At 68.6% G+C, this 26,888-nt stretch carries 24 protein-coding genes, 1 tRNA gene and 1 pseudogene; 12 read left to right on the forward strand and 14 right to left on the reverse strand.

The window, feature by feature from the left end; genetic code table 11:
- Positions 1 to 43: 43 nt before the first annotated feature.
- The gene (locus tag PXH83_RS01955) at positions 44 to 1,261 is read left to right on the forward strand and encodes an MFS transporter (protein ID WP_274555949.1); all 1,218 of its coding nucleotides are present in this window, start codon (positions 44 to 46) and stop codon (positions 1,259 to 1,261) included.
- Positions 1,262 to 1,595: 334 nt separating this feature from the next.
- Here PXH83_RS01955 and PXH83_RS01960 read toward each other — a convergent pair whose 3' ends face one another.
- On the reverse strand, positions 1,596 to 1,796 hold the full coding sequence (locus tag PXH83_RS01960) for a hypothetical protein (RefSeq protein WP_274555951.1): 201 nt from the start codon (positions 1,794 to 1,796) through the stop codon (positions 1,596 to 1,598).
- A gap of 486 nt (positions 1,797 to 2,282) precedes the next feature.
- Between PXH83_RS01960 and PXH83_RS01965 the strand changes: the two genes are divergently transcribed.
- From PXH83_RS01965 to PXH83_RS01980, 4 genes are all read left to right on the forward strand, one after another.
- Entirely contained in the window at positions 2,283 to 2,540 is a 258-nt protein-coding gene (locus tag PXH83_RS01965; protein ID WP_274555953.1) for a GntR family transcriptional regulator, read from the forward strand.
- A gap of 916 nt (positions 2,541 to 3,456) precedes the next feature.
- A complete protein-coding gene (locus PXH83_RS01970) occupies positions 3,457 to 3,711 on the forward strand; it encodes a hypothetical protein (protein ID WP_274555956.1) in 255 nt (84 codons plus the stop codon).
- On the forward strand, positions 3,683 to 4,198 hold the full coding sequence (locus PXH83_RS01975) for a DUF6879 family protein (RefSeq protein WP_274555958.1): 516 nt from the start codon (positions 3,683 to 3,685) through the stop codon (positions 4,196 to 4,198). Before PXH83_RS01970 ends, PXH83_RS01975 begins: the two co-directional genes overlap by 29 nt.
- A 14-nt stretch (positions 4,199 to 4,212) precedes the next feature.
- Entirely contained in the window at positions 4,213 to 5,061 is an 849-nt protein-coding gene (locus tag PXH83_RS01980; protein ID WP_274555960.1) for a helix-turn-helix domain-containing protein, read from the forward strand.
- Positions 5,062 to 5,192: 131 nt separating this feature from the next.
- Here PXH83_RS01980 and PXH83_RS01985 read toward each other — a convergent pair whose 3' ends face one another.
- The gene (locus PXH83_RS01985; protein WP_274555963.1) at positions 5,193 to 6,128 is read right to left on the reverse strand and encodes a major capsid protein; all 936 of its coding nucleotides are present in this window, start codon (positions 6,126 to 6,128) and stop codon (positions 5,193 to 5,195) included.
- Between the two features lie 44 nt (positions 6,129 to 6,172).
- Positions 6,173 to 6,424: a P27 family phage terminase small subunit gene (locus PXH83_RS01990; protein WP_274555965.1), complete on the reverse strand. Its 252-nt coding sequence runs from the start codon at positions 6,422 to 6,424 to the stop codon at positions 6,173 to 6,175.
- Positions 6,425 to 7,639: 1,215 nt separating this feature from the next.
- On the opposite strand from PXH83_RS01990, the gene PXH83_RS01995 reads away from it, so the two are divergent.
- Positions 7,640 to 7,930, forward strand: coding sequence for a hypothetical protein (locus tag PXH83_RS01995; RefSeq protein WP_274555967.1), 291 nt, complete (start codon positions 7,640 to 7,642; stop codon positions 7,928 to 7,930).
- Positions 7,931 to 8,093: 163 nt separating this feature from the next.
- On the opposite strand, the gene PXH83_RS02000 is transcribed toward PXH83_RS01995, so the two are convergent.
- The 4 genes from PXH83_RS02000 to PXH83_RS02015 form a co-directional block, all read right to left on the reverse strand.
- Positions 8,094 to 8,188 (reverse strand) — tRNA-OTHER (locus tag PXH83_RS02000).
- A gap of 336 nt (positions 8,189 to 8,524) precedes the next feature.
- Positions 8,525 to 8,872, reverse strand: coding sequence for an HNH endonuclease (locus tag PXH83_RS02005; RefSeq protein ID WP_274555969.1), 348 nt, complete (start codon positions 8,870 to 8,872; stop codon positions 8,525 to 8,527).
- Positions 8,873 to 9,588: 716 nt separating this feature from the next.
- On the reverse strand, positions 9,589 to 11,373 hold the full coding sequence (locus tag PXH83_RS02010; RefSeq protein ID WP_274555970.1) for a recombinase family protein: 1,785 nt from the start codon (positions 11,371 to 11,373) through the stop codon (positions 9,589 to 9,591).
- Positions 11,374 to 11,614: 241 nt separating this feature from the next.
- Entirely contained in the window at positions 11,615 to 12,349 is a 735-nt protein-coding gene (locus tag PXH83_RS02015; RefSeq protein WP_274555972.1) for a type 1 glutamine amidotransferase, read from the reverse strand.
- 115 nt (positions 12,350 to 12,464) lie between these two features.
- On the opposite strand from PXH83_RS02015, the pseudogene PXH83_RS02020 reads away from it, so the two are divergent.
- A pseudogene (locus PXH83_RS02020) lies at positions 12,465 to 12,662 on the forward strand (nitrate reductase); the annotation flags it as partial.
- Between the two features lie 124 nt (positions 12,663 to 12,786).
- Here PXH83_RS02020 and PXH83_RS02025 read toward each other — a convergent pair.
- Positions 12,787 to 14,010: a glycoside hydrolase family 6 protein gene (locus PXH83_RS02025; protein ID WP_274555974.1), complete on the reverse strand. Its 1,224-nt coding sequence runs from the start codon at positions 14,008 to 14,010 to the stop codon at positions 12,787 to 12,789.
- 119 nt (positions 14,011 to 14,129) lie between these two features.
- Here PXH83_RS02025 and PXH83_RS02030 point away from each other — a divergent pair, with 119 nt between their 5' ends.
- Positions 14,130 to 14,852, forward strand: coding sequence for a DUF5995 family protein (locus PXH83_RS02030; RefSeq protein ID WP_274555977.1), 723 nt, complete (start codon positions 14,130 to 14,132; stop codon positions 14,850 to 14,852).
- Between the two features lie 121 nt (positions 14,853 to 14,973).
- Positions 14,974 to 16,506 carry a substrate-binding domain-containing protein gene (locus tag PXH83_RS02035; protein WP_274562631.1) on the forward strand — a complete coding sequence of 511 codons (1,533 nt, stop codon included), beginning with the start codon at positions 14,974 to 14,976 and terminating at the stop codon, positions 16,504 to 16,506.
- A gap of 247 nt (positions 16,507 to 16,753) precedes the next feature.
- Here the strand turns inward: PXH83_RS02035 and PXH83_RS02040 are convergent, their stop codons facing one another.
- Entirely contained in the window at positions 16,754 to 18,445 is a 1,692-nt protein-coding gene (locus PXH83_RS02040) for a flavin monoamine oxidase family protein (RefSeq protein ID WP_274555979.1), read from the reverse strand.
- Positions 18,446 to 18,495: 50 nt separating this feature from the next.
- On the reverse strand, positions 18,496 to 19,293 hold the full coding sequence (locus tag PXH83_RS02045) for a carbon-nitrogen hydrolase family protein (protein ID WP_274555980.1): 798 nt from the start codon (positions 19,291 to 19,293) through the stop codon (positions 18,496 to 18,498).
- A gap of 299 nt (positions 19,294 to 19,592) precedes the next feature.
- Here PXH83_RS02045 and PXH83_RS02050 point away from each other — a divergent pair, with 299 nt between their 5' ends.
- Positions 19,593 to 20,174, forward strand: coding sequence for a Repetin (locus tag PXH83_RS02050; protein WP_274555982.1), 582 nt, complete (start codon positions 19,593 to 19,595; stop codon positions 20,172 to 20,174).
- A gap of 113 nt (positions 20,175 to 20,287) precedes the next feature.
- Here PXH83_RS02050 and PXH83_RS02055 read toward each other — a convergent pair whose 3' ends face one another.
- Entirely contained in the window at positions 20,288 to 20,743 is a 456-nt protein-coding gene (locus tag PXH83_RS02055; RefSeq protein WP_214926112.1) for an Lrp/AsnC family transcriptional regulator, read from the reverse strand.
- 10 nt (positions 20,744 to 20,753) lie between these two features.
- The gene (locus PXH83_RS02060) at positions 20,754 to 22,241 is read right to left on the reverse strand and encodes an amino acid permease (RefSeq protein ID WP_274555988.1); all 1,488 of its coding nucleotides are present in this window, start codon (positions 22,239 to 22,241) and stop codon (positions 20,754 to 20,756) included.
- 370 nt (positions 22,242 to 22,611) lie between these two features.
- Between PXH83_RS02060 and PXH83_RS02065 the strand changes: the two genes are divergently transcribed.
- Together PXH83_RS02065 and PXH83_RS02070 are read left to right on the forward strand one after the other, a co-directional pair.
- Complete coding sequence (locus PXH83_RS02065) at positions 22,612 to 23,634, forward strand: GDSL-type esterase/lipase family protein (RefSeq protein WP_274555990.1); 1,023 nt, start codon at positions 22,612 to 22,614, stop codon at positions 23,632 to 23,634.
- Between the two features lie 75 nt (positions 23,635 to 23,709).
- On the forward strand, positions 23,710 to 24,096 hold the full coding sequence (locus PXH83_RS02070; protein WP_274555993.1) for an ATP-binding protein: 387 nt from the start codon (positions 23,710 to 23,712) through the stop codon (positions 24,094 to 24,096).
- A gap of 70 nt (positions 24,097 to 24,166) precedes the next feature.
- On the opposite strand, the gene PXH83_RS02075 is transcribed toward PXH83_RS02070, so the two are convergent.
- Together PXH83_RS02075 and PXH83_RS02080 are read right to left on the reverse strand one after the other, a co-directional pair.
- Entirely contained in the window at positions 24,167 to 25,609 is a 1,443-nt protein-coding gene (locus PXH83_RS02075; protein WP_274555995.1) for a GuaB1 family IMP dehydrogenase-related protein, read from the reverse strand.
- A 147-nt stretch (positions 25,610 to 25,756) separates the two neighbouring features.
- Positions 25,757 to 26,830: a sugar-binding transcriptional regulator gene (locus PXH83_RS02080; RefSeq protein WP_274555997.1), complete on the reverse strand. Its 1,074-nt coding sequence runs from the start codon at positions 26,828 to 26,830 to the stop codon at positions 25,757 to 25,759.
- Between the last annotated feature and the right edge of the window lie 58 nt (positions 26,831 to 26,888).

The following is a 26,888-nucleotide window of genomic DNA, read 5'->3' on the forward strand; positions in this document are numbered from 1 at the left end:
GGACGCAGACCGAGGGTCCGGGGATCCGGGGAGGACGCGACGCATGTCGGGCGAAATGGTCTTCAGTCAGGGGCAATTGAGGCGAGCGCGCTACGCCGTGGCCGCCGTCTTCTGTGTGCACGGCGCGGTGACGGGCAGCTTCGCCACCCGCATCCCGTGGATCGCGGACCACGCCTCGGTCGGCGCGGGACAGCTCGGCCTCGCGCTGGCTTTCCCGGCGATCGGCGCTTCGGTGGCGATGCCGCTGGCCGGCGCGATCAGCCACCGTTTCGGCGCGCGGGGCGCGCTGCGGGGGCTGCTGACGCTGTGGACGCTCGCTCTCACACTGCCCGCCCTGGCGACGAATCTGGGCACTCTGTGCGCCGCGCTCTTCGTGTACGGCGCCACCGCGGGCATGTCGGACGTCGCAATGAACGCCCTTGGCGTCGAGACCGAGAACCGGCTCGACAAGTCGATCATGTCCGGGCTGCACGGCATGTGGAGCGCGGGCGCACTGATCGGCTCGGCCGCGGGAACGCTCGCCGCACACCTCGGCAGCGACGCCCGCCTGCACCACATGCTCGCCGCGGCCGCGCTCACCGTGCTCGGCCTGGCCGCATACCAGGGCGTACTCGACCTGCGCAGCGCCCCCGACGCGCAGGCCCCGCCGCGGTTCGCTCTGCCGCCCAAGTCGGCGCTGGTGATCGGCGCGATCGGGTTCTGCGCGGTGTTCGCGGAGGGGGCGAGCCTGGACTGGTCGGCGGTGTATCTGCGGGACGTACTGGATACGTCGCCGGGCCTCGCCGCGGCTTCAACCACCGCCTTCGCGCTGACGATGGCCGTGGCGCGGCTCGCCGGGGACAAGGTGGTCGACCGATTCGGTGCCGTGCGTACGGTCCGGGTGGGCGGGGTGGCGGCGACGGCCGGTGGCGTGCTGGTCGTGGTGGCGCCGCATCCGGCTGTCGCGATGGGCGGGTTCGCGCTGATCGGGCTCGGCGTCGCGGTCGTCGTCCCGCTGGCCTTCGCTGCGGCGGGCCGCAGCGGCCCGAACCCGAGCCAGGCGATCGCGGGCGTCGCGACCATTACGTACACCTCGGGCCTGATCGCCCCGTCGGCAATCGGCGCGGTCGCCGACGCTACGTCGCTGGTGGTGTCGTTCGGCCTGGTGACGGCGCTGGCGTTCGGGCTGGTGGCGGGGGCGGGCGTGCTGCGCGGGGCGGGCCGGGTGCCGGTGAGCGGGGGGAGTGGGGCGGTGGTGGGGGTGCGGGGGGTGGAGGAGTGACGCGGGGCTGCGGTGCGGGTGCGGTGCGGTGCGGTGCGGGCACGCTGCGCGGTGCGGGCACGGGCACGGTGCCGATGCGGCGGGTGCGGTGGGGCGCGGACACGGTGCCGGTGCGGCGCTTTGCGGGCACAGTGCGGTGCGGTGCGGGCACGGTGCAGTGCCGGCGCGGTGCCAGTGCCGGTGCGGCGGACGCGGCGCTGTACGGGTGCGGTGGGGTGCGGTGTGGTGTGGGTTGCCTGCGGCGCTTTCCCCTCCCCGCCCCTTCCCGATGCTCGTAAGTACGTGTTTTGAGGGAGCCCCGCCCGGTGTCTGGCCGAACGGGGCGTCTTGCTGACTACGGGGTGTGGATCACGTCGGGTGTGGGTCCAGCGCCGAGCTTTGCAGCGTCCTCGGGGCAGGCGTCGAGCGTCGTTCCGGGGCCGCTGGTGCTCTCGATCCAGCGGACGGCAACGGGGGCACCGGTGAGGTTGTGGCAGTGGCAGCAGAGCGCAATGGGACCGGGCGGGACTTCGGGGAACAGCTCGTCGGGGCTCATGCCGAGACCGCAGGGGGGAACGCGGACTGGGGGAACGGGGCTCCGTCGTAGGCGTAAGGGAGATCGACGCCCCGAGTGGCGAAGTAGAGCGCCCTGCGCCGCTCCTTCTGCTTCCAGCGGAGTTCTAGAGTGTCTTCCGATTGCTGACGGAGCAGCGCTCGGGCCTCTTCTTGGGTCGGGCTCGTCCACGGGCGGGACCAGGGGTTCACGGGGGCGGGCTCGGGCTGGTCGGCGATCGGAGTGGCGTCCGGGGCGGCGAGGGGCGAGGACGGAGAGCACCCGGGAAAGGGCGCGGGCGATACGATCACGCATAAGTCGGTCAGCTCCTTTGCAAGCTGTCTCGGCGAGCCCCGGCGGACCGGTCCTAAGCGGTCTTCCGGGGCGCTTTGCGTTGTTGAAGGTAGTAGGTCTGTACACCCCTGTCCGCCCCGAGGGGTCGACATGGGCCGCTGTGCGGCTGTGCTGAGGTGTGGGTAATGTCCGCTTGTGGAGTTCAACCCGAGGCGCCCAAAGTGGCAGCAGATTGTCGAAGAGATCACCCGCCGAATCGAGAGCGGGCAGTACCCGGCTGACTTTCAGCTCTCGGAAGTCCGGCTAGCGGATGAGTTCGGGGTGAACCGGGACACGCTGCGGAAGGCAACGCGGGAACTTCGGGAAACGGGCTGGATCACAACGACCCCCGGCATGGGGTCATTCGTCGCAGCGGGCAAAGCCGCCGATGATGAGCACCAGGACGGCGAGTAGCCCCGGCCAGCACACGGGGGAACGTGGCGACCGGGGCCCATGGCCCGCCGTGGTGGAAACAGCGGGAGTACCCCGCCCCTCCCGTGCGATCCGCCGTCAGCGCGGAAGGGGCGGAACCTGCCCGCTCCCGGTGCCCTGAGTCCCCACTGAGCACACCGGGAGCGGAGCCAGACCCGAACCCCGCTGGGGACCACTGCCGATCAGCGCAGCGGGGCCGGGAACCTACAAAGACGCGGACAGCACGAAGCCCACCACGGCTCACACTAGGAACTCAGCGGCATCGTCCCGAGGGCCAGCGCCACGGCGCGCAGACGGCTCACTGCCGCCCCTTCGCCGTGCACTCCGCGCCGGGGAACGCGCACGGGGGACGTGCGGCCCCCGGAGGTAGGTAGACAACTCCCGAGCGCGAGTCCAGCGCGCCGCCGTACTCGGTCCACCAGCCCTCGGGAGAGTCCGCGTACGGCCCATCAGGGTCATCTATCAACGAGACCAACTCCAGGGCGGGTAACTCCGCCTCGCGCCGTCTGCGGACCCGTGCGGGGGCACTCAACGCGGGCACTTGTCGGCGTGCCGGTACACGACTACGGGCCCGCCCGACTGACGTTCCAGTTGCCCCCTGCGCACACATTCAAGAGCCTTGATCGGCTTCATGCACGCGGGGCACGTCTCGCCAGCGGGAGCGTAGGTCGTGTACTCCCACTGGCTTGCATCCGTCTCGGTCTTCGTCGCCATCGCTGCCGTCCCCTCGGTGCTGTCGCGGTGATGACGACGCTAGGAGGCAGCTCGCTCAGGGCTCCACAATCTTGCATGAGCTTGCACGTCAATTTGCATGGCTTGATAGCGGTATTGACGCTGTCTCTGCTGTTCAGTGAAGCTCGTGCAAGCCCGAGCAAGCACCTAGACCAGGGAGCCAGCCATGGCCGTAGAGTTCGTCGGCATCGACCCCGACACCGACCGGGATCACTGCCCCACAGTGTGGGCGGACGCGGAAGCTCAGGAGATCTTGTTGCAGGGGTGGAAGCCAGACGCCGAAACTCAGGCGCAGTGCGAGGTAAGCAGCCCCGCGAACGGCCCGGTTCCCGACAGCGAAGCCATTGTCAGGATTCCAGCCCGGATGATTCCGTTGATCAGGGAGGCATGTGATGCCATCGAGCGTGCCCAGCTTCGCTGAGCTGCTTGGCCAGTGTGAGCGGTCCGCCGTCCACCTGGAGTTGCGCGACTCCTACGCCCCTACAGACCGGTTCGAGGCCTGGAAGCGTGGCGAACGGATCAACTGGGAGGACCGCAATACCTGGTGGCATCCCTACGACCAGTTGATCACGGACACCGTGGCTCGGGGTGTGGCGATCCGCCGGGCCCGAGTCGTCTCCGAGCCTGTATCGGAGTACATCCGGTGGGAGCACTACGTCACCCGCGCCAACATCATCGCGGGTGAGGAAGTTCGATGGCTGCCACGGCGACGGACCACGAATATCCCTCTGCCGGGGAACGACTTCTGGCTGTTCGATGGCGCGCTGCTCCGGGTGCACCACTTCTCGGGTGACGGCGCGGTGGTCGAGGACGAGATCACGGCGGACCCGGAGACCGTGAAACTGTGCTCCACTGCGTTCGAAGCGGTCTGGGAACAAGCGGTCCCGCATCATCTGTACGAGATCTGACGAAGGCCAGCTCCATGCCCCCACACCCCTCTTCGAGCGTTCAGAAGGCCCGCGAAGACCTAGCCGGCCGTCTGCGCGAAATCCGGAAAGACGCGGGGATCAGCGGGCGGGAGCTGGCCGTCAGGTGCGGTTGGTCGGAGTCGAAATCGTCCCGGATCGAGAACGCCAAGACGCCACCATCTGACGCCGACATCAGAGCATGGTGCCGAACTTGCGACGCCGACGATCAAGCCCCCGACTTGATCGCGGCGAACAGACAGTCCGCCGATGCTCATGTCCAGTGGAGGCGACTCCAGCGGAGCGGCCTCCGTCGCCTGCAAGAGTCCACAGGGAGCCTGTATCAGCGGACCCGCGTGTTCCGGGTCTACGTCTCCGACGTGATCCCCGGGTTCCTCCAGACGCCTGGATACGCCGCCGCTCTCCTGTCAGCCATCGCAGACTTCAGAGGAACCCCGGACGACGTGAGTGACGCCGTGACAGCCCGCATAAGGCGCAACGCGGTGCTGAGCAACGGAGCACACCGGTTCTCGTTCGTTCTAGAGGAGTCGGTCTTGCGGCACCGGCTGTGCAGCGCCGAGACCATGGCAGCACAGCTTGGCCACCTGCTCGGGGTTATGGATCTCCAGAACGTTGCCCTGGGTATCGTCCCGTTCTCGGCACAGCGGACCGTGTGGCCCATGCCAACCTTCACGATCTTCGACGACACCAGAGTGCACGCGGACACGCTGGATGCCGCTTCCACGCTTACCCAGCCCAGCCAAGTCGAGCTGTACGCCCGAGCCTTTGAACGGCTTTCGCAGGGAGCCGCACGGGGAGCTGCCGCACGTTCTCTTGTGGCTGGTGCGTTGGCGTCCCTGGACTAAGTGGCTGAGCAGAGTCGCAAGCCGGGATCGCACCCGGACTCGCCAATGCCCCCGATAGTGCGCAGAAATGACGAAGCCCCCGCACCCGTCGCCCTGGTGAGGGTGACGAGCACGGGGGCTCTGTGATGCGGTCAGCCGTTCAGTACGCCGGTAAGCCGTGCGGCAGCCTTGCCGCCAAACAGCGCGATACCGCAGTAGAAATCGATGCGAGTGCGATAGACCGGCTTGTCGTGCGCCTCGCCCAAGTCGGTTGCCTGCACACCTCCATTGGTCAGACCGGATACGCCTGCGTCCGCTTCGGAAGAGCCGTAGCGAACGGCATAGATGTCGCCGGTCGCCTTGCCGCCTGCGTCGGTCGTGAGCGGCAGAACATCCGTGCCGTCGAGCCTCTGTCCAGCATCCAGCAGCGGGATTCCGTTCCACATCGTGGCGCGCTTACCGGCGATTTCGCTGGTAAGGAGCTCTCCGCCACCGAGTCGGCGGAAGCCAGAAATTATCTTGGCTCGAATAGCGCCGTTCATGTAAAGCGCTCCATTCGACCCACTGATCCCCCGCACCTGCGCAGTCAGTACGTCCATGGCGTCGTAGAAGTCGTAGCCGCTCGCGACAGGGCCGACACCCTTCGCGTCGATCACCTGACTTCCGACAAGCCGCTTACGCAGACCGTCGAAACCCTTCGGGTTCACCCCGACGTCACCATTGAAGAACTGATCAGAAAAGTGGACTGAAGCAGCCTTGATCTTCATATGCGTCTGCACAGCCCGCTGATCGTTCAAGTTGCCTCGCGTCTGGACAATGAACTTGTCCAGGTCCGCGTCTCCGCCGAGAATGGCGAGTGTTTCCACGCGCTGATTCAGTGCACCGACGCTTTCCGGGTATGCCTCGTTCACGGCACGGAAGGCAACACCAGGCAAGGTGGATTCTTCGTTGTACTTGTATGCGCTGCCCTCAACGTGGATAAGCGGTAGGCGATCAAGGATCGGAGACTCCTGAATGAACGTCTCCACTACGCCACGCTGCAGCTGGTCAAGGGTGAGCTTCGCCGATTCGGCAAGGGTAAGAGCCATGGGTGTTCCTCCTGTTAATTCATTGAGTTACTGCGGTCCGGGGTTCAGTCCCAGATATCTGAGTCGCTGTCCTCGGATTCCGACTGGGTGATGGCACTGCGGGCACTCGGTGAGAGACCGAGTTCGCGGATGTAACGGGCCAGTTGGCTCCTGTATTGGGATGCAATGGTCGCGACACCGTTCTTGACCGTCCCGCGCTCGGCGGTCACCATCAGCCCGCGCTCGGACAGGTCGCGCTCCGCCTGGTCGATGCGGGCGACGCACACGCAGAGGTCTTTCACGGTGGTGTGGTCCACTTCGCCGATCCCGGCGGCAACTTCCAGAATGGGGGATGCGCCGCCACTCCTCGGAAGCGACTTCCCGGCAACGGGCATTCGCAGACTCAACAGCGGGATCGGGTGAGGACTTGAACACCTCTGACCAATCCGGCTCGGCGAGGACCGCGCGCGGCACGATCACCCCTTCTCGGATTTCGGTCTTTGAGGGATTACCCTCGCGTGCCCGCTGGATAGCGGCTTTGGGCCTGTATCTGTCGGCCATGCATTCTCACTTCCTGGCATCGAGCCCTTCCCGGGACTCCCAAAAACGTCCACAGCCCCGGCGCGAGTTTTTTGCCTCCCTGCCGTTCAATCTCGGGAGGGGGAGGGGGTCACCGCCTGGGGGGTGTCAGAACCGGCGAGGCTTGACGCGCTCGGAAGCCCATCCGCCCGGTTGATGCTTCGCGGTCTCTCGGTTGTGGCAGCTCGTACACAGCGGACGTAGATGCTCGAATGCGTCCGGATTGGCAACGCTGCGAGCGACCAACTGCCTGCGACTCAAAGGGAAGTGGTCTGCAACTGTCGCTGTAGCGCTGCACAGCAGACACCACGGATGCGCGTACAGGTAGCGCTTACGGATGCGCTGCCACTTGGTCCCGTATCCCTTGGCCGTGGTCGTCCCACGCTGTAGCTCCGCCTCACGCTCATGGACCGGACAGCGTCCACCCGTGGTGAGTTCCGGGCACCCGGGTACCGAGCAAGGGGGGCGGGGTCTGCGGGGCATAGGGGATCACCTCCCGGTCTGTCAAGGGGACTAGAGGCATGGCGCTTTGTCATGACAAGATCACCAGGCGTCGCTCGCTGACGGGTGCACGTGTCAACTCCTCTTCCATGAAGGGCATTTCATGCTTCTTTCAGTCACCGTCCCGCTCGGCCTTGGCATCGCCAGCGTCCTGGGCAGCCTCCTGGGCGCAATCCCCATCGGCTGACCGAGCACCCGCACGCCTGCCCCGTACGTGCCTCTCTCGGCCGTGCGGGGCATCGTGCTGTCTGGGCTCACAACGGTCACCAGGGGTCAGCTCCGGGGGCATCCGGGTACCGAGCAAGGGGGCGGGGCTTACGGGGCATGGGGGCACCTCAGAACAAGGGAGCGGGGGATCGTTTCTGTGCTCACGAACGGGTGAATCGCTGCGTATCGAAAGTAGGCATGGGCAGCCATGGCGGGGTCGACCAGCTTTAGGGAAAGGGATGTTCATGCGTCGCATCGCTACTGCACTGGGAACCATTGCTGCCGCCGCCACTCTCGCGCTCACTGTTCCCTGTTCCGCCTACGCAGCGGATGGAGTTTTGGTCGTCAACGACACGGCGTACGAGCAACCAAGCGGCTGCTACGACTCGGACCGTTGGCCGCTCTCTGTCAGCAACCACACCGACGCCGTTGCCTTCGTGTTTTCGGGGCCGGGATGTTCGGGAGAGGTCATCGAACTCGTGAACCCGGGAGACTCCGCCGTGTCGGAGTTCGGCGCCTCCGTTTACATCGACTGAGCAGTCTTCACCAAGGGGCGTGGGTTGCGTCAGGTCCCCACGGGTCTCACTGAGGAGATGGCCCCTATGCCCCGAACTCTGTCCGCGTCTTGAGCACGTGGCAGCTCCGGCATAGCGGCATAGCACTTGGATTGCTGTCTATGTCCTCGCCACCGAGGGTAAGCGGGACAGGCGGAATCGAACCGCCGCTACCGCCGTGTTCGGCCCTGGTGACTAGCAGGGCCTACTAGGGCAGGGTGCGCGCCTACACTGCGCCCCTTCCGTCCCCAGCGGCATGACCAGAGTTCATCGAGCGGACGATCGAATCGTCATCCTGTATGGGTGACGCTTGCATACCCGTTAGCGGGCTGGGGAAGATCGTCGGGCGACACTAGTCGACACACACGGTGTCCCAACTCAGCTTCAATCAAGGGGATTCTATGCTTGCTCCGCTCCAGACCGCAGTCGTGACCGCCCTCACCAGTGGACTCACCTCTGTCGTGACCGCACTCCTCGGCGGCTGATCGACCACCCGCATACCTGCCCCGTACGTGCCTTTCTCGGCCGTGCGGGGCATCGTGCTGTCTGGGCACACAACGGCGGTCCCGCCAAGGACTAGAACGGCGTGTTCACCGCCCCGAAATCCTCGCGCGTCTTGAGCTTGTGGCACGGACGGCAGAGCTGTTGAACGTTGCCGTCTGTGTCCTCGCCCCCTTGGGCAATGGGCGTGATGTGGTCCACGTCGATACCCGACGCGAGGACGTGCCGACCGCAGCGAGCGCACTTCCAGCGCCCCGACTTCCAGATGATCCGGCGGAGCCGAGCGGCAGCCGAGTTGCCCCGTGCGATCACTTCCCGACGATTCCGCCGAGCCCGGACCGAAGCCCGGTTCTCGTAAGCCTGGTGGCAGCCTTCGCAGCGTCCGCGGTGTGTGGCGGGCTCCGGGCAGTCGATACAGCGCATGGTCACCCCCTGGTGGTCGTCCTGGTGCTCGTCGTTGCGTGCCCACCCCCGGACTCGAACCGGGGAACACTGCCGATTGGTTACGGCGCACCTCTTGCCGTTGGGTCAGTGGGCCGGACACCCTCGCCGACGAACCGGACCGGGCAACGTGGGGGCCGTACGGGCTTCCAACCCCGTTCGGCGCACTCGCGGACGAGTGGGTTACTGATGGGCGATACAGCCCCCCTGGGTGCTCTGCGCTCACGTCGACACCAGGCCACCCCGAGTAACGCGGGGTGCGGTGCAGCACGGGCAGAGCCGGTGAGAGTCGGGCACTCGGTCCGCCGTGTTCCCCCTTGGGGTGGGTGCGCGGTAACCCCGCTCTCACTGTGTTGTAGAGAGCAGTGAATTCCCGGCACCCGCTCCCGGCGTGCTCAGGGTCCGTTCCGCTCCCTCACTGTGTAATGGGGAGCAACGAATTCCCGCACCCGTGGCGAAGCCGAGCCCGCCCCGGTCCGGTCACATGACGGGATGACGGTTCGGATGCCGGTTTGGTTTTCTCTCTATTTTTCTATGTGCATTCAAAAAAGTAGGTCTATCCGTCATACCGTCATGGGCTGCCCGCTGGTCCTGCTGCCGCTCGCAGAGCCCCCGAGCGTCCGTGTGCGGGCACAGGAACGCCCCGGCGGTCACGTGGACTGCCGGGGCTGTGCGGGTCGTACAGGGCTATGCGAGGACTAGCACCCGCTCGACGGCGGACTCGGGCTTTTCGCGTCCCGCTTCGGCGAGTACGTGCACCTGCTCGGGAACGGTCTCGTCGAGCCTGATCGTGCTGCCCGGTGCGGGGGGGGTACGTCGTTGCGTGCTTCCGCCGCGACGTCGTCGGTCACGGTGGCGGCTGCTGCGATAGCGGGGTCAAGGTCACCGACGATGGTGAACTCAACTCGGCGCATGTCGAGCGTTCGCCACCCGCCCTTGGTCCCGCGCTTCACTGTCAGACGGGCCCCGGTGTCCACCAGCATGGTTCGCTTCCCGGTTGTGTCGGCTGCGTTCCAGTCGTCGGCATAGGTACGTCCCGTGGGCACGACTTCCCGGCGCGGCTCGGTCTTCTCCCGCGTCTCCAGCTCGGCCAGTCGTGCGTCTAATGCGTCTGCGTGGCGCTGCCATGCGGCCATGCCCGCTTTGGACTTGCGCCGGTCCTTCTGCTTATCGTGCTCTTCCAACTCCGCTTCCGTCGCAGCGATTTCCGGGGCGGGGTCATAGCCGGGTATCTCGGTGACGCGAGTGATCTGCACCGATCCCGCAGCCCGCATGAACTCATCCGTTACATAGTCGTCCACCCATGAGCCCCGAACGGTGGCAGGGGCAGCGCAGTACGTCCCGTACTTGTAGGACGAACACCCGTAGCTACCAGTCGACTTGTTCAGGTACATACGACTTCCGCAACCGGCGCAGTGGATGACCCGCAGCAGCAGCGCAGTGGAATCCTTGCGCTCGGGTGCTTTCTCCGCAGCGGGCTTGGGGGCGAGCAGCGCGCCGACCTGGTCGAACTCCTCGCGCGTGAGAATCGGGGTCTCACTGGCCATGACCGGTGCGCCCTGGACGTCCCGGACCGGGTTGCCCTTGTGCATCTTCCACCCCATGAGAGCGGGGTTCGTCAGCATCTTCGTAATGGTCTGCGCACGCCACTGGGCACGGCGCCTCACCGACTCGGCAGGCTCGGCCGTGCTGTCGGCAATCTTGTTCTTCAAACGAGCCTTGAGGGCTGTCCAGTGCGCGGAAGGGGACAGCACCTTGTCCGTGTTGAGCATCTTGGCTATGCCGTGCGGGCTCATCCCGGACGCCAGCGCCGCAATGAGCCGCTCAATGAGGCGTACCGCGATGGGATCGGGGACGAGCGTCCAGCCAACCCCGCCATGCTCGACGGGCATGGGGGCGGGCATGTAGCCGAAGGGAGGAGCGCCGCCGCCCCGCCACCGAAGCGCCATCTTCCGCATAGCCGCTTGCGCCCCGATCACACGGTCGCTGATGCTCTGCGACTCCACCTGAGCGGCGAACGCCAACATGAGCATCATCAGCTCTGACATGGGGTCCATGGGATTGCGGAAGTCGAACACGAGCCGACCCCCGCCGACCCCCTCGGCGAACACCAACATTTTCCGGTGCTCGCGCGCCCACTCAGCGAGCTTGTGCATGTCGCCCATGGACCGGATAGCACGGTCAAACCGCCACCACACCAGCACATCGAACTCATCCGGACGCGCGAGCCACCCCCCGAGCTGCGGACGGTCAAACGGACCGATCTTCGACGCCGACACGTCCAGATCTACGGCTTCCCGCAGCGCATCGCCCTCACCGAAATCAATGCCGAGCGCTGCCGCCGCGATGTCGTCAGACTCACGCTGCCGCTCCGGGCTAGTGGTCTCATCCGTACGAACCGACAGTCGGACACACCGCACGCCCCGCAGAGTCTCGACAACCCCTGTACCGGCCGTGCTTGATCTTGCTGGTTTCGTCGTCATACAGGTTGTAGGGAGCGACGAATTCCCACGCGCCGTTAAGTATCTCTTGACCTGCGCAGATGCCACCATGGGCCGACCACTCCAGAACTGTCAGTCTGGAGCACCGGGGCTTCCCGAAACTGGGGCTCCGCCCCAGACCCCGGCCCTCGAATACCGGACGGCTGGAAGACCAGCCCGTCCGGCATTTGAGGACTTCGGGAAGGGGCGGGTAGCGGGTAGGGGACAGCCCGAGCCCGGGTCCCTAGCCGCCGGTCACCACGTCCGCCCACCGCCGCGCCACACCGCCCCACACCGACCGCAACGCCCCCTCCTCCCCCTCCACCTCGCGCATGATCTCGCCCGCGTCCAGGCCAAGTTCGCGCAACGGGACCGCGTCCTCGCGGCCCCAGTGCGCGATGTCCTCGGCCAGCACCTCCGGATGGAACTGCACCGCCCACACCCGGCGGCCCATCCGGTACGCCTGATGCGCGCAGCGCTCGCTCGTGAGGAGCGGTACCGCGCCGTCCGGCAGGACCGCGCTCTCCTCCCAGTGCCACTGCACCGCACACAGCGCCGCCCCGGAAGCCGCCGAAGGGCCGAACACGGCATCCTCCGCGCACTCCTGAAGTGGCGTCAGTCCGCAAAGCCCGACCTCCGGACGCGCGGCCCGCCCCGCCTTGCCGCCGCAGGCGACGGTGAGCAACTCCGCGCCCAGGCAGATCGCGAGGGTCGGCAGATCACGCGCCACGGCCTGCCGCAGCAGCCCCCGCACGCCCTCAAGCCACGGCGCCCGCTCATCCTCGTACGGGCCCATGGAGCCACCGAGGACCAGCAGCCCGTCGTACGCGTCGAGAGAGACGGGCACTTCCTCGCCCCGCCAGGGTCGGCACAGCTCCAGCGCCGGCCCCCGCTCCTCGATCCACTCCACCATCCTGGCGGGCCCGGTCCCGTCCTCGTGCTCGACGACGAGGATCACTTTGCCCGGCACACTCGACACCCCGGCACCTCCCGGCGCAGACCATTCGGCGGCCGCTCTTCGCGGCGAGGGAGCGACTCTATTCGCCCTTATCATTGCTCCGATCATTTCTGACCGAATCTGTACGGGAGCCACCATGAATCACGGGGTGCGCTGGACCCTGCACGGCGACGGGCGAACCCCCGCCCCCGGAGCCGTGGTACGCCCCGACGAGCGGCTGTCCTGGCCGCGTACGGCCGGCCTCGGCGCCCAGCACGTGGTGGCAATGTTCGGTGCGTCGTTCGTCGCACCGGTGCTCATGGGCCTGGATCCCAATCTGGCCATCATGATGTCGTGACGGCTACCACGTGCTCCGCGCCCTGGCTCCTGCCCACCTCAAGGACCAGGAGCCGCTGCTGGACGCGGGGACGTCGACGTACGACGCGGAGGAGACGCCCGCCGGGCGCTGAGCGCTGAGCCTAATCGCCCCGCGCCAGCTGATACGCGTAGTCCGGCGTAAACGTCCCCGCCGCTCCCTTGCAGCCGTCCGACTCCCCCGGCAGCTTGATCCACAAGTAGGCGTCCACCCGTGCCACCCCGGTACGGGTCGTCGGCGCCCGGCCGAGTGCGCGGCCCGCCGGGTCGCACCACTCCCCTGCCGGCGGCGGCCCGTTTCCGTTCCTGCTGGTGTCGATGACCGCGCCGAGCCGCGACGGGCCGCCCAGGGCCGCGAGTACGCGCCGGGCGTAGGCCGTCTCGTCGGCGGTGCGGTGGAAGTTCGAGACGTTGGTGAAGATGCCGTCGCCGCTCGTCGCGGCGCCCGCCGCCCGCAGCGCCGCGGCCTGCTTCCGGGCGGAGTGCCAGCCGGAATGGCCCGCATCGAAGTAGACCCTGGCCTTGGGGTTCGCGGCGTGCAGCGTACGGCCCGCGCGGGCCAACGATGCGAAACGGGCGGCCCTTTCGCCTCCCGACAGGCAGTCGGCGAGTGCGATCGAATCGGGCTCCAGAATCACGATCACCTGGCCACTGCCGAGCCCCGCGGCGAACTCCCCGATCCATTCGTCGTACGCGTCGAAGTCCGGCGCACCTCCCTGCGACGCCCCTCCGCAGTCCCGGTCGGGTGTCGCGTACGGCACCAGGACCGGCACCCGCCCCGCCGCCGCGGCTGCCGAAGTCACCGAGGCGACCTGCGCGGTGACGGCTCCCGGGTTGTACGCCGCGAACCAGACGGCGGCGGGCCGGTCGGCGATCCGCGACTCGATGAGCGCCTGCCTCGGGTCGCCGCGGTTCGCCCGTACCCAGTCCAGCACCTGGGACTCGGAGTGCCGGTAGAGCGCGCCGTTCACGGGAGCGACAGGAGCGGTCGGCGGCTGCGGCGTGGCCTTCTTCGTGGGCTTGGCCGACGGCTCCGGCAGCTGCGACGGCGACAGCGAGGCACTCGGTGAAGGTGCGGGTAAGGGCGACGGAGCAGAAGGCGTCGCCGTCGGGCTCGGCCGCGCCGGCAGCGGCGGTTGCAGCGTAGGCGTTCTCGTCAGCCGCGGCTCGGCGGTCGTCCTGTCCCGGCCGCCCTCGACCGCGGACATCATGCCCGTGACCGTACCGACGGCGACGACGGCCGAAGCCGCGACGACCATGACGGCCCGGCGCTTGGCACGCCTGCGCTCGATGCGTGCGATACGGCGCTGCGCACGAAAGCCCGACACCGTGAACTCCCCCCAGGCAAGCGGTCCCCCGGTGCCGCCGGGGCCGTTCTTTCCCCCGTTCTGGGGAAGCCCCGGCCGACGGCACCCGTCCGGAAGCCTAAGGCTGGGACGCTGCCCATATGGCGCAGATCGAGCACTTCCCAGCTCAGGCCGACCACTCCCGGACCTCGGTCGACACCATCGTGGCGCGGATGCGTGCCTTCCGCTCCGACTGGCCGACGGCCGACGGCCTCGCGGTCTTCAACCGGGTCTATCTGGCCGTCACTGAGGAGATCCGCCTGCGCATCGAGTGCGGCATCTTCCCCGACGCCCGCACCGCGGCCACCCTCGACGTGCTCTTCGCGGAGCGCTATCTGGCCGCGGTCGACGCCACGTCGGCGGGGCGGCGGCCGCCGGACTGCTGGCGGCCGCTTTTCCAGTACCGGCGCCATCCGGGCGTACGGCCACTGCAGTTCGCACTGGCCGGGATCAACGCACACATCGGGCACGATCTGGCGCTGGCGGTTGTCGACACCTGTCACGCGCTCGGCTGCCGGCCTGCCGACCTGGAGGGCGACTTCGACCGGGTGGGCGACACACTCGTGGCGCTGGAGGAGCGCATCCGCGAGGAGCTGATGCCGGGGCCCGATCTGCTGGAGATCGCCGATCCGCTGACCCATCTGCTCGGCTCGTGGAGCCTGGAGCGGGCCCGCGACACCGCCTGGTCGGCTGCCAGGCTGCTCTGGGGGCTGCGTCAACTGCCCGAATACGCGGAGGAGTTCAGGGAGCGCATGGACGCCGGAGTGGGGCTCGTCGGGCGGATGCTGCTGACTCCGCTGCCCGGTCGGCGACACGACCGATGAATCCCCGGTGAACAGCGTCCGTCGGACCGCCGGAGGCCTCTCCTCCGCCATGCACCCCGCCTACCCTGACCCGCACAAGTGCACGATCAAGGAGTGCACCGGCCGCTGGGCGAGGACACACGTGAAGTGGTTGAACCCCGAGAACGTGGTGGCGCTGCTCACCGCGGTGGTAGGTGTGGCGGCCGCTGTCGGCCCGTTCTGGTACGAGCGGCGGGTGCCCCGCCGCAAGCGGATCGGCTACCGCGTACAGATGGACACGCCGATAGGCGGCGACGCGCGCAACGGTCACGGCACCGTGAGGCTCGGCCTGTTCGACGACTCCCCGGACATGTCCGACGCCACGCTCGTGCTCATCCGTATCGAGAACGACGGCGCGCAGGGCATTTCGGCCGCCGACTACACCGGACCCGACACCCACGGCCTCACTGTCCACTTCACCGACCGTACGGTCCGCGGCCTGGCGGTCACCCAGACCAATCCCGAACACGCCCATCTGATGGCGCACTTCACCCCTGCCGCCGGGATGCGGCACGACCTGAACCGGATCCATCTCCCGAAGGTGCCCCTCAACCGGGGACAGCACTACAAACTCCTGGTCCTGCTCGGTGAGGGCGGCGTGGGCAGTCCGGTCCGGGTGACCGGCGGCCTCCAGGACGGCGACGTGATGCCCAACGAGAGCACCACCCCGGACGACAAGCCGCCCCTCTTCAGCAGACCGGCCCGCATGATCACCGTGGCGCTCGCCGTCTGCGTCGTCGCCCTGGCCACCCTCACCGTCCTGCGCGACAACGCGGCACCGCCGCCCATGGGCTGCGCCACCGGGAAGCTGACCGTCACGGGCTCCACCGCGTTCACCCCGGTCGCCGAGGAACTGGCCGAGAAGTACCAGCAGCAGTGCCCCGGTTCGGAGGTCACCGTGGACACGCACGGCAGCACGGCCGGGATCCGCGGCCTGGACGAGGAGGGCCGGGCCGCCCAGGGCGGATCGCCGCCGCTGATCGCCCTCTCCGACGGCCCCAAGTCGAACGGATACCCCGCGTTGCGCGAGAGCCGGGTGGCCGTTTCCGCCTTCGCCCTGGTGCTCAATGACCGCGTGCCGCTGAAGGGCCTGACCACCACGCAGGTACGGAGGCTGTACGCGGGCGACATCCGCAACTGGAAACAGCTCGGCGGCCCCAACCTGCCCGTCCGCCTGGTCAGCCGGGACGCCAACTCCGGGACCCGCCAGGTCTTCCAGCGCCGGATCCTGGGGCGGGGCGAGCCCGCCAACTCCTCCCAGGACTGTGTGGGCCCGGACGACTCCAGCAGCACGGTCATCCGCTGCGAACTGGACTCCACCGAACAGGTCCTGGCCAGAGTGGCCGCCCTCCCCGGCGCCATCGGCTACAGCGAACTCCGCTCCGGCACAGGCCCCCAAGGCCTGCACCGCCTGCGCCTGGACGGCCGGGAGCCGAGCATCGAGCACATCGGCGCCGACGGCTACCCGTACCACGAGATCGAGTACGCCTACACGTACGGCAGCCCGCCTGCCGACTCCCTGGTCTCCAGCTTCCTCGCGTACATGACGCGCGGCAGCGGCCAGGACATCATGCGCACCCACGGCCATCTGCCGTGCGCGGCGCCGGAGGCGGCGAAGCCCTGCGCGGGAGAGTGAGCGGGGCGGTTGAAGGCTGTCCGGGGCCGGCCGGATCGCGGCCGGCCCCGGACAGCACGTTTAGGGCGTGTCCGGCGGATCAGGCCTGGGCCGCGGGGTCTGGCACGCACATCTGCGGCGTTGTCGTCAGTCGGCGACGCTCCGCGTCGCCTCCCTCCTCCGCCTTGCAGCTGCACGCACCAGACCCCGCTCACCAGCTCTGAGATGGCGCCGCACCCTGAAGCCGGCCTGATCCGCCGGACACGCCCTAGTCCTCCGGCAGCTCGACCGGGGCGATCTCGTCGTAGAGGTCGCCGGGACCCGGGTTCGTCGGGTCGGTCGTACCGCCGAAGTGGTGCATCACGCCCCACACCGCGTTGAGCGCGGTCTGCACGGCGCCTTCGGCCCACCCGGCCGTCCAGGAGATGTCGTCGCCCGCGAGGAAGATTCCGCGCTTGTCCTCGGGGAGGCTGTCCTGCATGAAGTGGGTGAACAGGCGGCGCTGGTAGCGGTAGTGGCCGGGCAGGTTCGCCTTGAAGGCGCCCATGAAGTACGGCTCGTTCTCCCACGACACCGTGACCGGGTTGCCGATGATGTGCTTCCGGATGTCGACCTTCGGGTAGATCTCGCCGAGGGACTTGAGCATGACCTCCATCCGCTCGTTCGCGGACAGCGGCAGCCACTTGAGGCTGTCGTCGCACCAGGTGTACGAGAGGCAGATGGTGGCCGGCTTGTCCGGACCGTCGTCCAGCAGATACGTCCCGCGGGTCATCCGGTCGGTCAGCGTCATCGACATGACGTCCCGGCCCGTCTCCTCGTCCTTGTCCAGCCAGAACGGCCGGTCGACGGGCACGAACAGCTTGGACGACTCCATGTAGTGGGTGCGCTCCATCGCCGTCCAGTGGTCGATGGGGAACAGCGAGTCGTCGCACGCGATCTTGGAGAGCAGCATCCAGGACTGGGCGGTGAAGATCGCCGCCGGGTACGTCCGGATGTCGCCCGAGGCGTCGGTGACCGTGATCCGGTTGCCCGCGGTGCGGTGCAGCCGCGTCACGGCGGGCTTCGGCTCCCCGTCGTGGAGGGACTTCAGCGACGTACCGAGCGGCCAGTGCACGATCTTCTGCGGCTCGCGCTCCCAGAGCCTGACCGGGAGCTGCTGGCTGCCGCCGACGATGCCGCGGTGGTGGTCGTCCGCCTCGGTGTAGACGACACGCAGGATCTCCAGGATGGAGTTCGGGAAGTCGGTGTCCCAGCCGCCGGTGCCGAAGCCGACCTGGCCGAAGATCTCGCGGTGACGGAAGGACTTGAAGGCCTCCGACTCGCACAGGAAGCCGTAGAAGGTCTGGTTGTCGAGCTTCTCTACGAGCGTCGCCCAGATCTCGCGGATGCGCGGAACGTCGCGCTCGCGCATCGCCTGGTTCATGTCGGAGAAGTCGGCGCCCTCCTCCAGGCAGGCGTTCCACGCGTTCATGACGTCGCGGTAGACCTGCGGGAGGTCGTCGACGGTCACGGCGTAGTGGGACTCGCCCTTGAGGTCGACGATCGTCGAGGGGGTCTCGGGAGCCAGCGGGTTGGGGAACGCCTTCGTCTCCAGGCCCACCAGGTCGATGTAGTGCTGGAGCGCCGTGGAGGACGGCGGGAAGCGCATCGCGCCCATCTCGGCGGTCAGGGACTCGTCGCAGCCCTCGAAGCCGACGGTACGCAGCCGGCCGCCGATCTGGTCGGCCTCGTAGACAACGGGCTTGAGGCCCATCTTCATCAGCTCGTACGCGGCGATGATGCCGGAGAGTCCGCCGCCGATGACCGCGACCTCGGTGCCGTGCTCGGTCGCGGGTATCTGGCCGAGCCCTGCCGGGTTCGCGAGGAAGTCGTCGTACGCGTACGGGAAGTCCGGACCGAACATGGTGATCGGCGGCTGCGCGTCGGTGTGCTGGACAGCGGTGGGCACCGTTGACGTCATGGGGTACGGACTCCTTGCAAAGCGGCAGAAAGGTGTGAGGCGGGGAGGGCTCAGACCAGGGACGTGTACAGGGCGGGGCGGCGGCCCTGCAGATACGGATTGTTCTCGCGCGAGGCCCGCAGGAGCTCGGGGTCGGCGTCGCCGATGACCAGCTCGGGGTCGCGGCCGGCGCGGGCGCGGGCGACGCCGTCGGGTCCGGCGAGGCAGCTCAGGCCGACGAACTCGAACTCGCCCTCGGGGCCGGTCCTGTTGACGTACGCGATGTACATCTGGTTCTCGAAGGCCCGGACGGGGACGACCGATTCGGCGACGAACTCGGCCGGGTGCATCAGGGCGGTCGGCACCAGGAGAAGGTCGGTGCCCGCGAGCGCGTGGGCGCGGACGTTCTCCGGGAACTCCACGTCGTAACAGATCATGATGCCGACGCGGAGGCCGCCGAGCTCGGCCTGGACGACGGTGTCGTCGCCGGGCGTGAACCACTTCTCCTCGAAGCAGCCGAAGAGGTGGGTCTTGCGGTAGTTCCCGAGCCGCGCGCCGTCGGGGCCGATCAGCTGGGCGGAGTTGTAGACGACCTCGCCGTCGCGCTCCGGGTAGCCGTAGAGGACGGCGAGTCCGTGGCGTACGGCGATGTCGGCGACGGTGTCGGCCGCGTCGCCGTCGGCGGGCTCGGCCAGCCGGTGCACGTCCGCGTCGATGGCGTAGCCGGTCAGGAACATCTCGGGGCAGACCAGCAGCCCGGCACCTGCGGCCGCCGCACGGCCGGCGGCCGCGTCGAGAGCCCTGAGATTGTCGTCGACGGAGCCAGGACGGCCGGAGCTCTGGAGCAGGGCGGTGCGCAGCGGCGGCATGGCAGTCCTCGGGCAGGTGGGGCGGGGTGAGGGAGACGTTTAAAACGGTACGTTCCGCGCTCGTGCTCGGACAAGGCGCGACCGTTGCGGACCGACCGTCGATCTGTTGCGCAGTTCGGCGGAGCGGCGGTGATTCATTGCGCGAGCTCTCCTGCTGGGGAACGAGCCCGCCCCGCCGTGCGGCGGAGAGCCGTACCCGACTCTCGTGCGATGTGGCGGAAGGGGCGCCGGCGGAACAGTGGTGGGCGTCGGAACACCTGCTCGGAACACCTGCTCGGAACACCTACGGAGGGGCTGTCATGAACCGTCGTCTCACGCACCGCCGTACGAAGATCGCCGCGATCGCCGCCGTGCTCCTGATCACCACCGCCACGGCGGCAGGTTCCGCGGTGGCCGACGGAAAGGGCGGCCCGGCGAAGGAGCGCGAGGCAGCCGCCCTGACCGGCACGGCCAAGCTCCAGCGGCAGGCGGGCGACGACGTGACGATGTCCTTCGACGCCCACCTGGACGCGAAGGACAAGCAGAACCCGCTGGCCGCGCACGGCACCTTCCGCTTCAGCCACTACATGGGCGACTGGGGCGGCGCGACCGAGGCGAAGGTGGACTGCCTCATAACCGGCGGCAAGGTGGCCGTGGTGTCGGGCGTCATCACCAAGGCCGACCGGGACCTCAAGGACGCGGTGGGCAAGCGGGTCGGCATCACGGTCCACGACACGGGCAAGGTGGACGGGCTGGGCTACAGCTGGGCCGCACTCGGCCTGCCGCAGGAGTCGCCGGACGACTTCCCGAAGTGCGTGAGTTCGGCGCCGTTCGAGAAGACGAAGGCGGGCACGGGTGACCTGAAGGTCCTGCCGTGGAAGTTCGACCGCCCGGCGAACTAGCTCCGTCCGGGGATCTGGGGCTTGCCCCCTCACGCGGCGGAGCCGCAAATGTCACAGCCGGGAAGGGGCGGGGAGGGGAAACCGCCGCAGGCACCCGCACCCGCACCTACCGCCTACGCCGGCGCCCCCGAAGAGAACCGCCGCAACAGCGGCGAAAGCACCAGCACCGACTTCGTCCGCTCGACGAACGGCTCCCCCGCGATCCGCTCCAGCACCCGCTCGAAGTGCCGCATGTCGGAGGCGAAGATCTGGACGACGGCGTCCGCGTCGCCGGTGACGGTCGACGCGGACACCACCTCCGGGTAGCGCGACAGGCCACGACGGATGTCCTCGGGGGACGTGTTGTGACGGCAGTACATCTCGATGAAGCCCTCGGTCTCCCAGCCGAGCGCCGCCGGGTCCACCCGTACGGTGAACCCGGTGATCGCTCCCTCGGCGCGCAGCCGGTCCACCCGCCGTTTGACGGCGGGGGCGGAGAGTCCGACCTCGGATCCGATGTCCGCGTACGAGCGGCGGGCATCCTCAGCGAGGGCGTGGACGATGCGTTCGTCGAGATCGTTCAGTCGCACGGGCGGTGGATCACTTCTCTGTCGTGGCCTCTACGGCGGCGGCCTCTGCGGTGGCCAGGCTGGAGCGGCGCATGCCGTACAAGAAGTAGATCACGAGTCCGCCCACCATCCAGGCGGCGAAGACCGCCCAGGTGACGCCGGGCAGCTCGAACATCAGGTAACCGCAGAAGAGGAAGCCGAGGATCGGCGTGACCGGGAACAGCGCCACCTTGAAGGTGCGGTTCATGTCGGGGCGCTTGTAGCGCAGGATCACGACGGCCACGTTGACCAGGGCGAAGGCGAACAGCGTGCCGATGCTGGTGGCGTTGGCGAGCTGACCCAGCGGGATGCTGGCGGCCAGCACTCCGCAGAAGACGCAGACGATGATCGTGTTGATACGCGGGGTGCCGGTCTTCTTGTCGACCTTGGCGAAGACCTTGGGGATGAGCCCGTCTCGGGACATCGCGAAGAGGATGCGGGTCTGGCCGTAGAGCACGGCGAAGACGACGCTCGCGATGGCGACGACGGCACCGGCCGCGAGGACGACGCTCCAGAAGCTGTGCCCGGTGACGTCCTGCATGATCTGGGCGAGGGCGGCTTCGGTGCCCTCGAAGTCCTGCCACGGCATGGCGCCGACGGCGACGAACGCGACGAGGCAGTACAGCACGGTGACGATCAGCAGGGACAGCATGATCGCGCGCGGCAGGTCCCGCTTCGGGTTCTTCGCTTCCTCACCTGCGGTGGAGGCCGCGTCGAAGCCGATGTACGAGAAGAAGAGCAGGGACGCTGCGGAGCTGATGGCGGTGACGCCCAGCGGGGCGAGCGGGGTGTAGTTGCCGGCCTTGATGCCCATGAAGCCGATCACGATGAACAGCACCAGCGTCACGATCTTGACGCCCACCATGATCGAGTTCACGCGGGCGCTTTCCTTGGCGCCGCGGACCAGGAAGATCATGCAGAGCATCACCACGACGAGCGCGGGAAGGTTGATGTATCCGCCCTCGCCCATCGGCGCGGAGAAGGTCTCGGGGATGGTGAGCCCGACGGTCCCGTCGAGCAGTTCGTTGAGGTACTGGCCCCAGCCGACGGCGACGGCCGCGACGGAGACGCCGTACTCGAGGATCAGACACCAGCCGCAGATCCAGGCGACCAGCTCTCCCATGGTGGCGTAGGAGTACGAGTACGAGGAGCCGGAGACCGGAATGGATCCGGCCAGCTCCGCGTAGGAGAGCGCGGAGAAGAGGGCGGTCAGGCCCGCGACTATGAAGGCGATCCAGACGGCGGGGCCGGCGATCGGGGTGGCCTCGCCGAGCACGACGAAGATTCCGGTGCCGAGGGTCGCGCCGATGCTGAGCATCGTCAGCTGCCACATGCTGAGCGAGCGCTTGAGCGCGCCGCCGTCGCCCTGGCCGCCCTCGGCGACGAGCTGTTCGACGGGCTTGCGCCGCATCAGCCGGTTGCCGAGATGCGGACGCTCGGATTCCGGTTGGGGGGTGACGGGTGCCGCTGCGTCCAACACTGGGGTGGCTCCTTATCGCTGCCGATCGGGAAGGCGGCGACCGCGGCGGGCCCGCTCCGGGGGTGACTTGAAACACCCCGGAGCTCGGGAACCGCCGAGCAGGCGGTCCCCGCCACTCCACGTACAGCGTTGAACCCTACGAGCTGTGTGTTCAGATCCGTAATGCAGCAACCTTGCGCATCGGCGAACGATCATTGCGCACAAGCGCGACGGATGGCTCTTTGTTGCGCCTCACCTTTCGATTTCCCTTTTGTCCGGTTGACGTGCCGTCAGCTCTGGCGCATCCTGCGGCGCCCGTACGTCGGACAAAATGCGGAGGCAACCGATGCGGAGCCAACCGATGCGGAGGCCAGCAATGGGGAGGCAAGCGATGACGTGGCTCGACCCGAAGCCCTACCTGCGCGGCGTCGCCTGGTTCGACGGCGGACGAGCGGTCCGCGCGGACCCCGCCGACCTCGACCGGCTGCCGTGGGACATCCGGGAACGCTCCCGCGTCCCCGTCGGCGTCCGGCTGGAGTTCACCGCCCGGGGCGCCACCGCCGTCGACATCCACTACCGCGCCGCCCTGCCCGGCCCCACCAACGCGCTGCACGGCCTCGCCCACACCTTCGCCCTGTGGCACGACGACGCTCTCGTCCAGGAATTCACCCCGGACCCGGCGGAGGAGGCCGTCGTACGGATCCAACTCCCCGCCCTCCAGGGCAGTTTCACCGTCCATCCGCCCGAGAGCGTGTCCCCCGAGATCCTCGGCCTGCGCGCGGCCGGCGGCGCCATCGCCCCGGCCCCCCGCCGGCCGCGCTGGCTGGTCCACGGCGACTCGATCACCGAAGGCTGGTGGTCCACCCGCCCCGCCCACGCCTGGCCCGCACGGGCCGGCCGCGCGCTCGGCCTGGACGCCGTCAACCTCGGCTACGCGGGCGCCGCCAGGGGCGAGCTCGCCACCGCCGAGCAGCTCGCGGCCCTCCCGGCGGACCTCCTGACCCTCGCCTTCGGCACCAACTGCTGGTCCGGCGCCCCGTTCTCCGCGCCCCTGCTGTACGAGACGGTGCGGGCCTTCATCGGCCTCGTACGCCGGGGCCATCCCGATACCCCGCTACTCGTCCTCTCGCCCGTCCTGCGCCCGGACGCGGAGCGGACGGCCAACGCAGGGCCCGCCACCCTCGGCGACCTCCGTACGGCCCTGGAGGAGGCCACCAGGGCCCGTATCGCCGAGGGTGACACCCGGCTCGCCCTGCTCCCGGGCCGCGGCCTCCTGACCCCGGAACACCTGGCCGACGGCCTGCACCCGAACGACACGGGCCACGCCCTCATGGCGGATGCCGTCGCGGCCGCCTTGCGGGAGGCGGACTTCGTCGCCCGCTCCGGCCGGGACGCGTGTTCGCCCACGGCGTGACACCTGACGGGTCGTGAGGGGCCATGGGTTCGCGATGGCCGGGTATGCGAGCACGTGATGACTGAGGAACCGCCCATGGTGGTCCTGGATTCGCCTGTCCAGGATTCACCGCAGGGAGACAGCGCGAAGGCCCGGGAAGCCGCCGCCCATTACCTGGCGCAGCACTGCCCCTGGGCCGACCTCGACGCCGTGCTGCTCGTCGTCAGCGAGCTGGTGACCAACGCCGTCAGGCACACCCCGGGCTGGTGGCGGCTCAGGCTGCTCGCGGGCCTGGAGGAGCTGGTGGTCGAGATGGACGACTCCAGCGCACAGCCGCCCGTGCCCCGCGAGCCGGACTTCTCCGGCGGCGGCGGATTCGGCTGGCCCATGGTGCTCAGGCTGGCGGGCCGGGTCGAGATCCGGCCGCTGCCGCAGGGCAAGCGGGTACGGGCGACCTGGCCGCGACCGGCCCAGGCGTACTAGAGCATGTACAGAGCACCGCGGCCGGTCCCCGCGAAGCGGGAACCGGCCGGGGGTGACGGACGGCGGAGCGTCAGCTCCAGCTGGCGTGCAGCGGCTTGCCCTCGGCGTAACCGGCGGCGCTCTGCACACCGATGATCGCCTTCTCGGCGAACTCCTCCAGCGAGCTCGCACCGGCGTACGTGCACGAGGAACGGACGCCCGCGATGATCGAGTCGATCAGGTCCTCGACACCCGGACGGGCCGGGTCGAGGAACATGCGCGAGGTGGAGATGCCCTCCTCGAACAGCCCCTTGCGGGCCCTGTCGTACGCCGACTCCTCGCTCGTACGGTTACGGACGGCGCGCGCGGACGCCATGCCGAAGGACTCCTTGTAGGCGCGGCCGTCGGCGGAGTGCTGAAGGTCGCCGGGCGACTCGTACGTACCGGCGAACCAGGAGCCGACCATCACATTGGACGCACCGGCGGCGAGCGCCATGGCGACGTCGCGCGGGTGGCGGACACCGCCGTCGGCCCAGACGTGCTTGCCGAACTTCTTCGCCTCGGCGGCGCACTCCATCACGGCGGAGAACTGCGGGCGGCCCACGCCGGTCATCATGCGGGTGGTGCACATGGCGCCGGGGCCCACACCGACCTTGATGATGTCCGCGCCGGCCTCGATGAGGTCGCGCACACCCTCGGCGGCGACGATGTTGCCCGCGACGATCGGGACCTGCGGGTCGAGCGTGCGCACGGCCTTGACCGCGGCGATCATCGACTCCTGGTGGCCGTGCGCGGTGTCCACGACGAGCACGTCCACACCGGCGTCCAGCAGCTGCTTCGCCTTGCCCGCGACGTCGCCGTTGATGCCGACGGCGGCCGCGATGCGCAGCTTGCCGTCCGCGTCGGTGGCGGGCGTGTAGAGGGTCGCGCGCAGGGCGCCCTTGCGGGTCAGGACACCGGCGAGGCGGCCGTCCTTGTCGACGGCGGGCGCGTACTTGTGGTTGGCGGCGTCGAGCCGGTTGAAGGCCTCGCGCGGGTCGATGTCGGCGTCCAGGAGAACCAGGTCCCTGGTCATGACCTCGGACAGCTGCGTGAAGCGGTCGACGCCGGTCAGGTCGTGGTCGGTGACGACACCGATGGGACGGCGGTCCGCGTCCACGACGACGCCCGCGCCGTGTGCCCGCTTGGAGAGCAGCGACAGCGCGTCGGCGACGGTCTGCGTGGGGGCCAGGACGATCGGGGTGTCGAGCACCAGGTGGCGGGACTTCACCCAGGAGACGACATCGGTGACGACGTCTATCGGGATGTCCTGCGGAATGACGACGAGCCCGCCGCGACGGGCCACGGTCTCGGCCATCCGGCGGCCGGCGATCGCGGTCATGTTCGCGACGACCAGCGGGATGGTGGTGCCGGTTCCGTCGGGCGCTGCGAGGTCCACGCCCTGGCGGGAACCGACGGCCGAGCGGCTCGGCACCATGAATACGTCGTCGTACGTCAGGTCGTACGGCGGCTTCAGATCGTTGAGGAAACGCACGTGCTGAACATCCCAGTCGTTCGGAGTTGGCCCCCGGGCATTTCAGCCGGGGAAAAACGCACGTACTTCAGTGTCCCACGACCGCACGGGTACACCCTCCGGGTCAATCCTCCAGGTCACAGTGGGTGCCCTGGTCGGATCCTCCAATCACCGCGTCGCGTCGTCGGGGTCTGCCCGGTCCAGCGCGGGCCGAGGCGCCGTTCCCGTCTCCCCCAGCAGGTAGTCCGCCGCCGCGGTGTCCGTGACCAGGCTGGTGACCAGACCGGAGCGCAGTACGGCGTCGATGGCGGACGCCTTGCGCAGTCCGCCCGCGATCGCCACAACCTCGGGGATACGCCGCAACCGGTCGGCCTCGACGGTGATGCACCGCTCGCCCAGGTCGCGCCCGACCCGGCGGCCCTGCGCGTCGAAGAGGTGCGCGGACATCTCGGCCGCGACGCCCAGCGAGGCGTAGTGGGCCCGCTCCTCGTCGCTGAGCATGTCGTGGACCGTGGAGATTCCCGGCTCCCAGGAGCCGATGGAGACGGCCGCGACCGTCACCTTGTCGAAGTACTCGAAGGCGCGCGCGATGCCGGTCTGGTTGCGCAGCGCCGCCGCGGTGGCCGGGTCGGGCAGCAGCATCGGCGCGTAGATCGGGTGCGCCTCGCCCCCCGACACCTGGGCGGCACGCCGTACGGCCTCGACCGAGCCGCGCTCCGCCGTCCCGGCGTCGTACACACCCGTCAGCTGGACGACCGTGCACGGCGGCAGCTGGTGCAGTGCGGCCGCCATGTGGATGGTGGACCGGCCCCAGGCCAGGCCCAGCACATCGCCTTCCGTCACCAGCTCGCCGAGCAGGTCGGCCGCGACCTCGCCCAGGTTCTCCGGGTCGGTGGGGGCGCTGCCGGTGGTCGTCTCGTCGACGGCGTCCGCCGGGGACTCGACGACGACCGCGTGCCGCAGGCCGTAGCGCGCCCGGAGCGCGTCGGAGCGCTCCGCGTCCAGCTCGGCGGGTACGCGGATTTCGATGCGTACGAGATCACGTTCGAGCGCCGTCTCCAGGACCCGGGCCACCTTGAAGCGGCTGACGCCGAACTCCTCGGCAATCTGGATCTTGGACTTGCCCTCCAGGTAGAAGCGGCGGGCCATGGCCGCCGCCTGCACCAGCTCAGCGGGTCCCATCCGCAGGGCTGACCGACCCGCCGACATAGCAGACACCGCGTTCTCCTCACTGCTGTTCACACTCTGGACTCGCCGTTCATCCTGTCAGACCGCGAGTTGTTGATCAGCCCCGAAGGGC

The organism is Streptomyces spiramyceticus (genome assembly GCF_028807635.1).
Classification (GTDB): Bacteria; Actinomycetota; Actinomycetes; order Streptomycetales; family Streptomycetaceae; genus Streptomyces; species Streptomyces spiramyceticus.

What these genes read in the sequence shown, in the direction of transcription:
- PXH83_RS01955 (WP_274555949.1), top strand. Translation starts at nt 44, where the DNA reads ATGTCGGGCGAAATGGTCTTCAGTCAGGGGCAATTGAGGCGAGCGCGC.
- PXH83_RS01960 (WP_274555951.1), bottom strand. Translation starts at nt 1,796, where the DNA reads ATGAGCCCCGACGAGCTGTTCCCCGAAGTCCCGCCCGGTCCCATTGCG.
- PXH83_RS01970 (WP_274555956.1), top strand. Translation starts at nt 3,457, where the DNA reads ATGGCCGTAGAGTTCGTCGGCATCGACCCCGACACCGACCGGGATCAC.
- PXH83_RS01975 (WP_274555958.1), top strand. Translation starts at nt 3,683, where the DNA reads ATGCCATCGAGCGTGCCCAGCTTCGCTGAGCTGCTTGGCCAGTGTGAG.
- PXH83_RS01980 (WP_274555960.1), top strand. Translation starts at nt 4,213, where the DNA reads ATGCCCCCACACCCCTCTTCGAGCGTTCAGAAGGCCCGCGAAGACCTA.
- PXH83_RS01985 (WP_274555963.1), bottom strand. Translation starts at nt 6,128, where the DNA reads ATGGCTCTTACCCTTGCCGAATCGGCGAAGCTCACCCTTGACCAGCTG.
- PXH83_RS01995 (WP_274555967.1), top strand. Translation starts at nt 7,640, where the DNA reads ATGCGTCGCATCGCTACTGCACTGGGAACCATTGCTGCCGCCGCCACT.
- PXH83_RS02005 (WP_274555969.1), bottom strand. Translation starts at nt 8,872, where the DNA reads ATGCGCTGTATCGACTGCCCGGAGCCCGCCACACACCGCGGACGCTGC.
- PXH83_RS02010 (WP_274555970.1), bottom strand. Translation starts at nt 11,373, where the DNA reads ATGACGACGAAACCAGCAAGATCAAGCACGGCCGGTACAGGGGTTGTC.
- PXH83_RS02030 (WP_274555977.1), top strand. Translation starts at nt 14,130, where the DNA reads ATGGCGCAGATCGAGCACTTCCCAGCTCAGGCCGACCACTCCCGGACC.
- PXH83_RS02040 (WP_274555979.1), bottom strand. Translation starts at nt 18,445, where the DNA reads ATGACGTCAACGGTGCCCACCGCTGTCCAGCACACCGACGCGCAGCCG.
- PXH83_RS02045 (WP_274555980.1), bottom strand. Translation starts at nt 19,293, where the DNA reads ATGCCGCCGCTGCGCACCGCCCTGCTCCAGAGCTCCGGCCGTCCTGGC.
- PXH83_RS02050 (WP_274555982.1), top strand. Translation starts at nt 19,593, where the DNA reads ATGAACCGTCGTCTCACGCACCGCCGTACGAAGATCGCCGCGATCGCC.
- PXH83_RS02065 (WP_274555990.1), top strand. Translation starts at nt 22,612, where the DNA reads ATGACGTGGCTCGACCCGAAGCCCTACCTGCGCGGCGTCGCCTGGTTC.
- PXH83_RS02070 (WP_274555993.1), top strand. Translation starts at nt 23,710, where the DNA reads ATGGTGGTCCTGGATTCGCCTGTCCAGGATTCACCGCAGGGAGACAGC.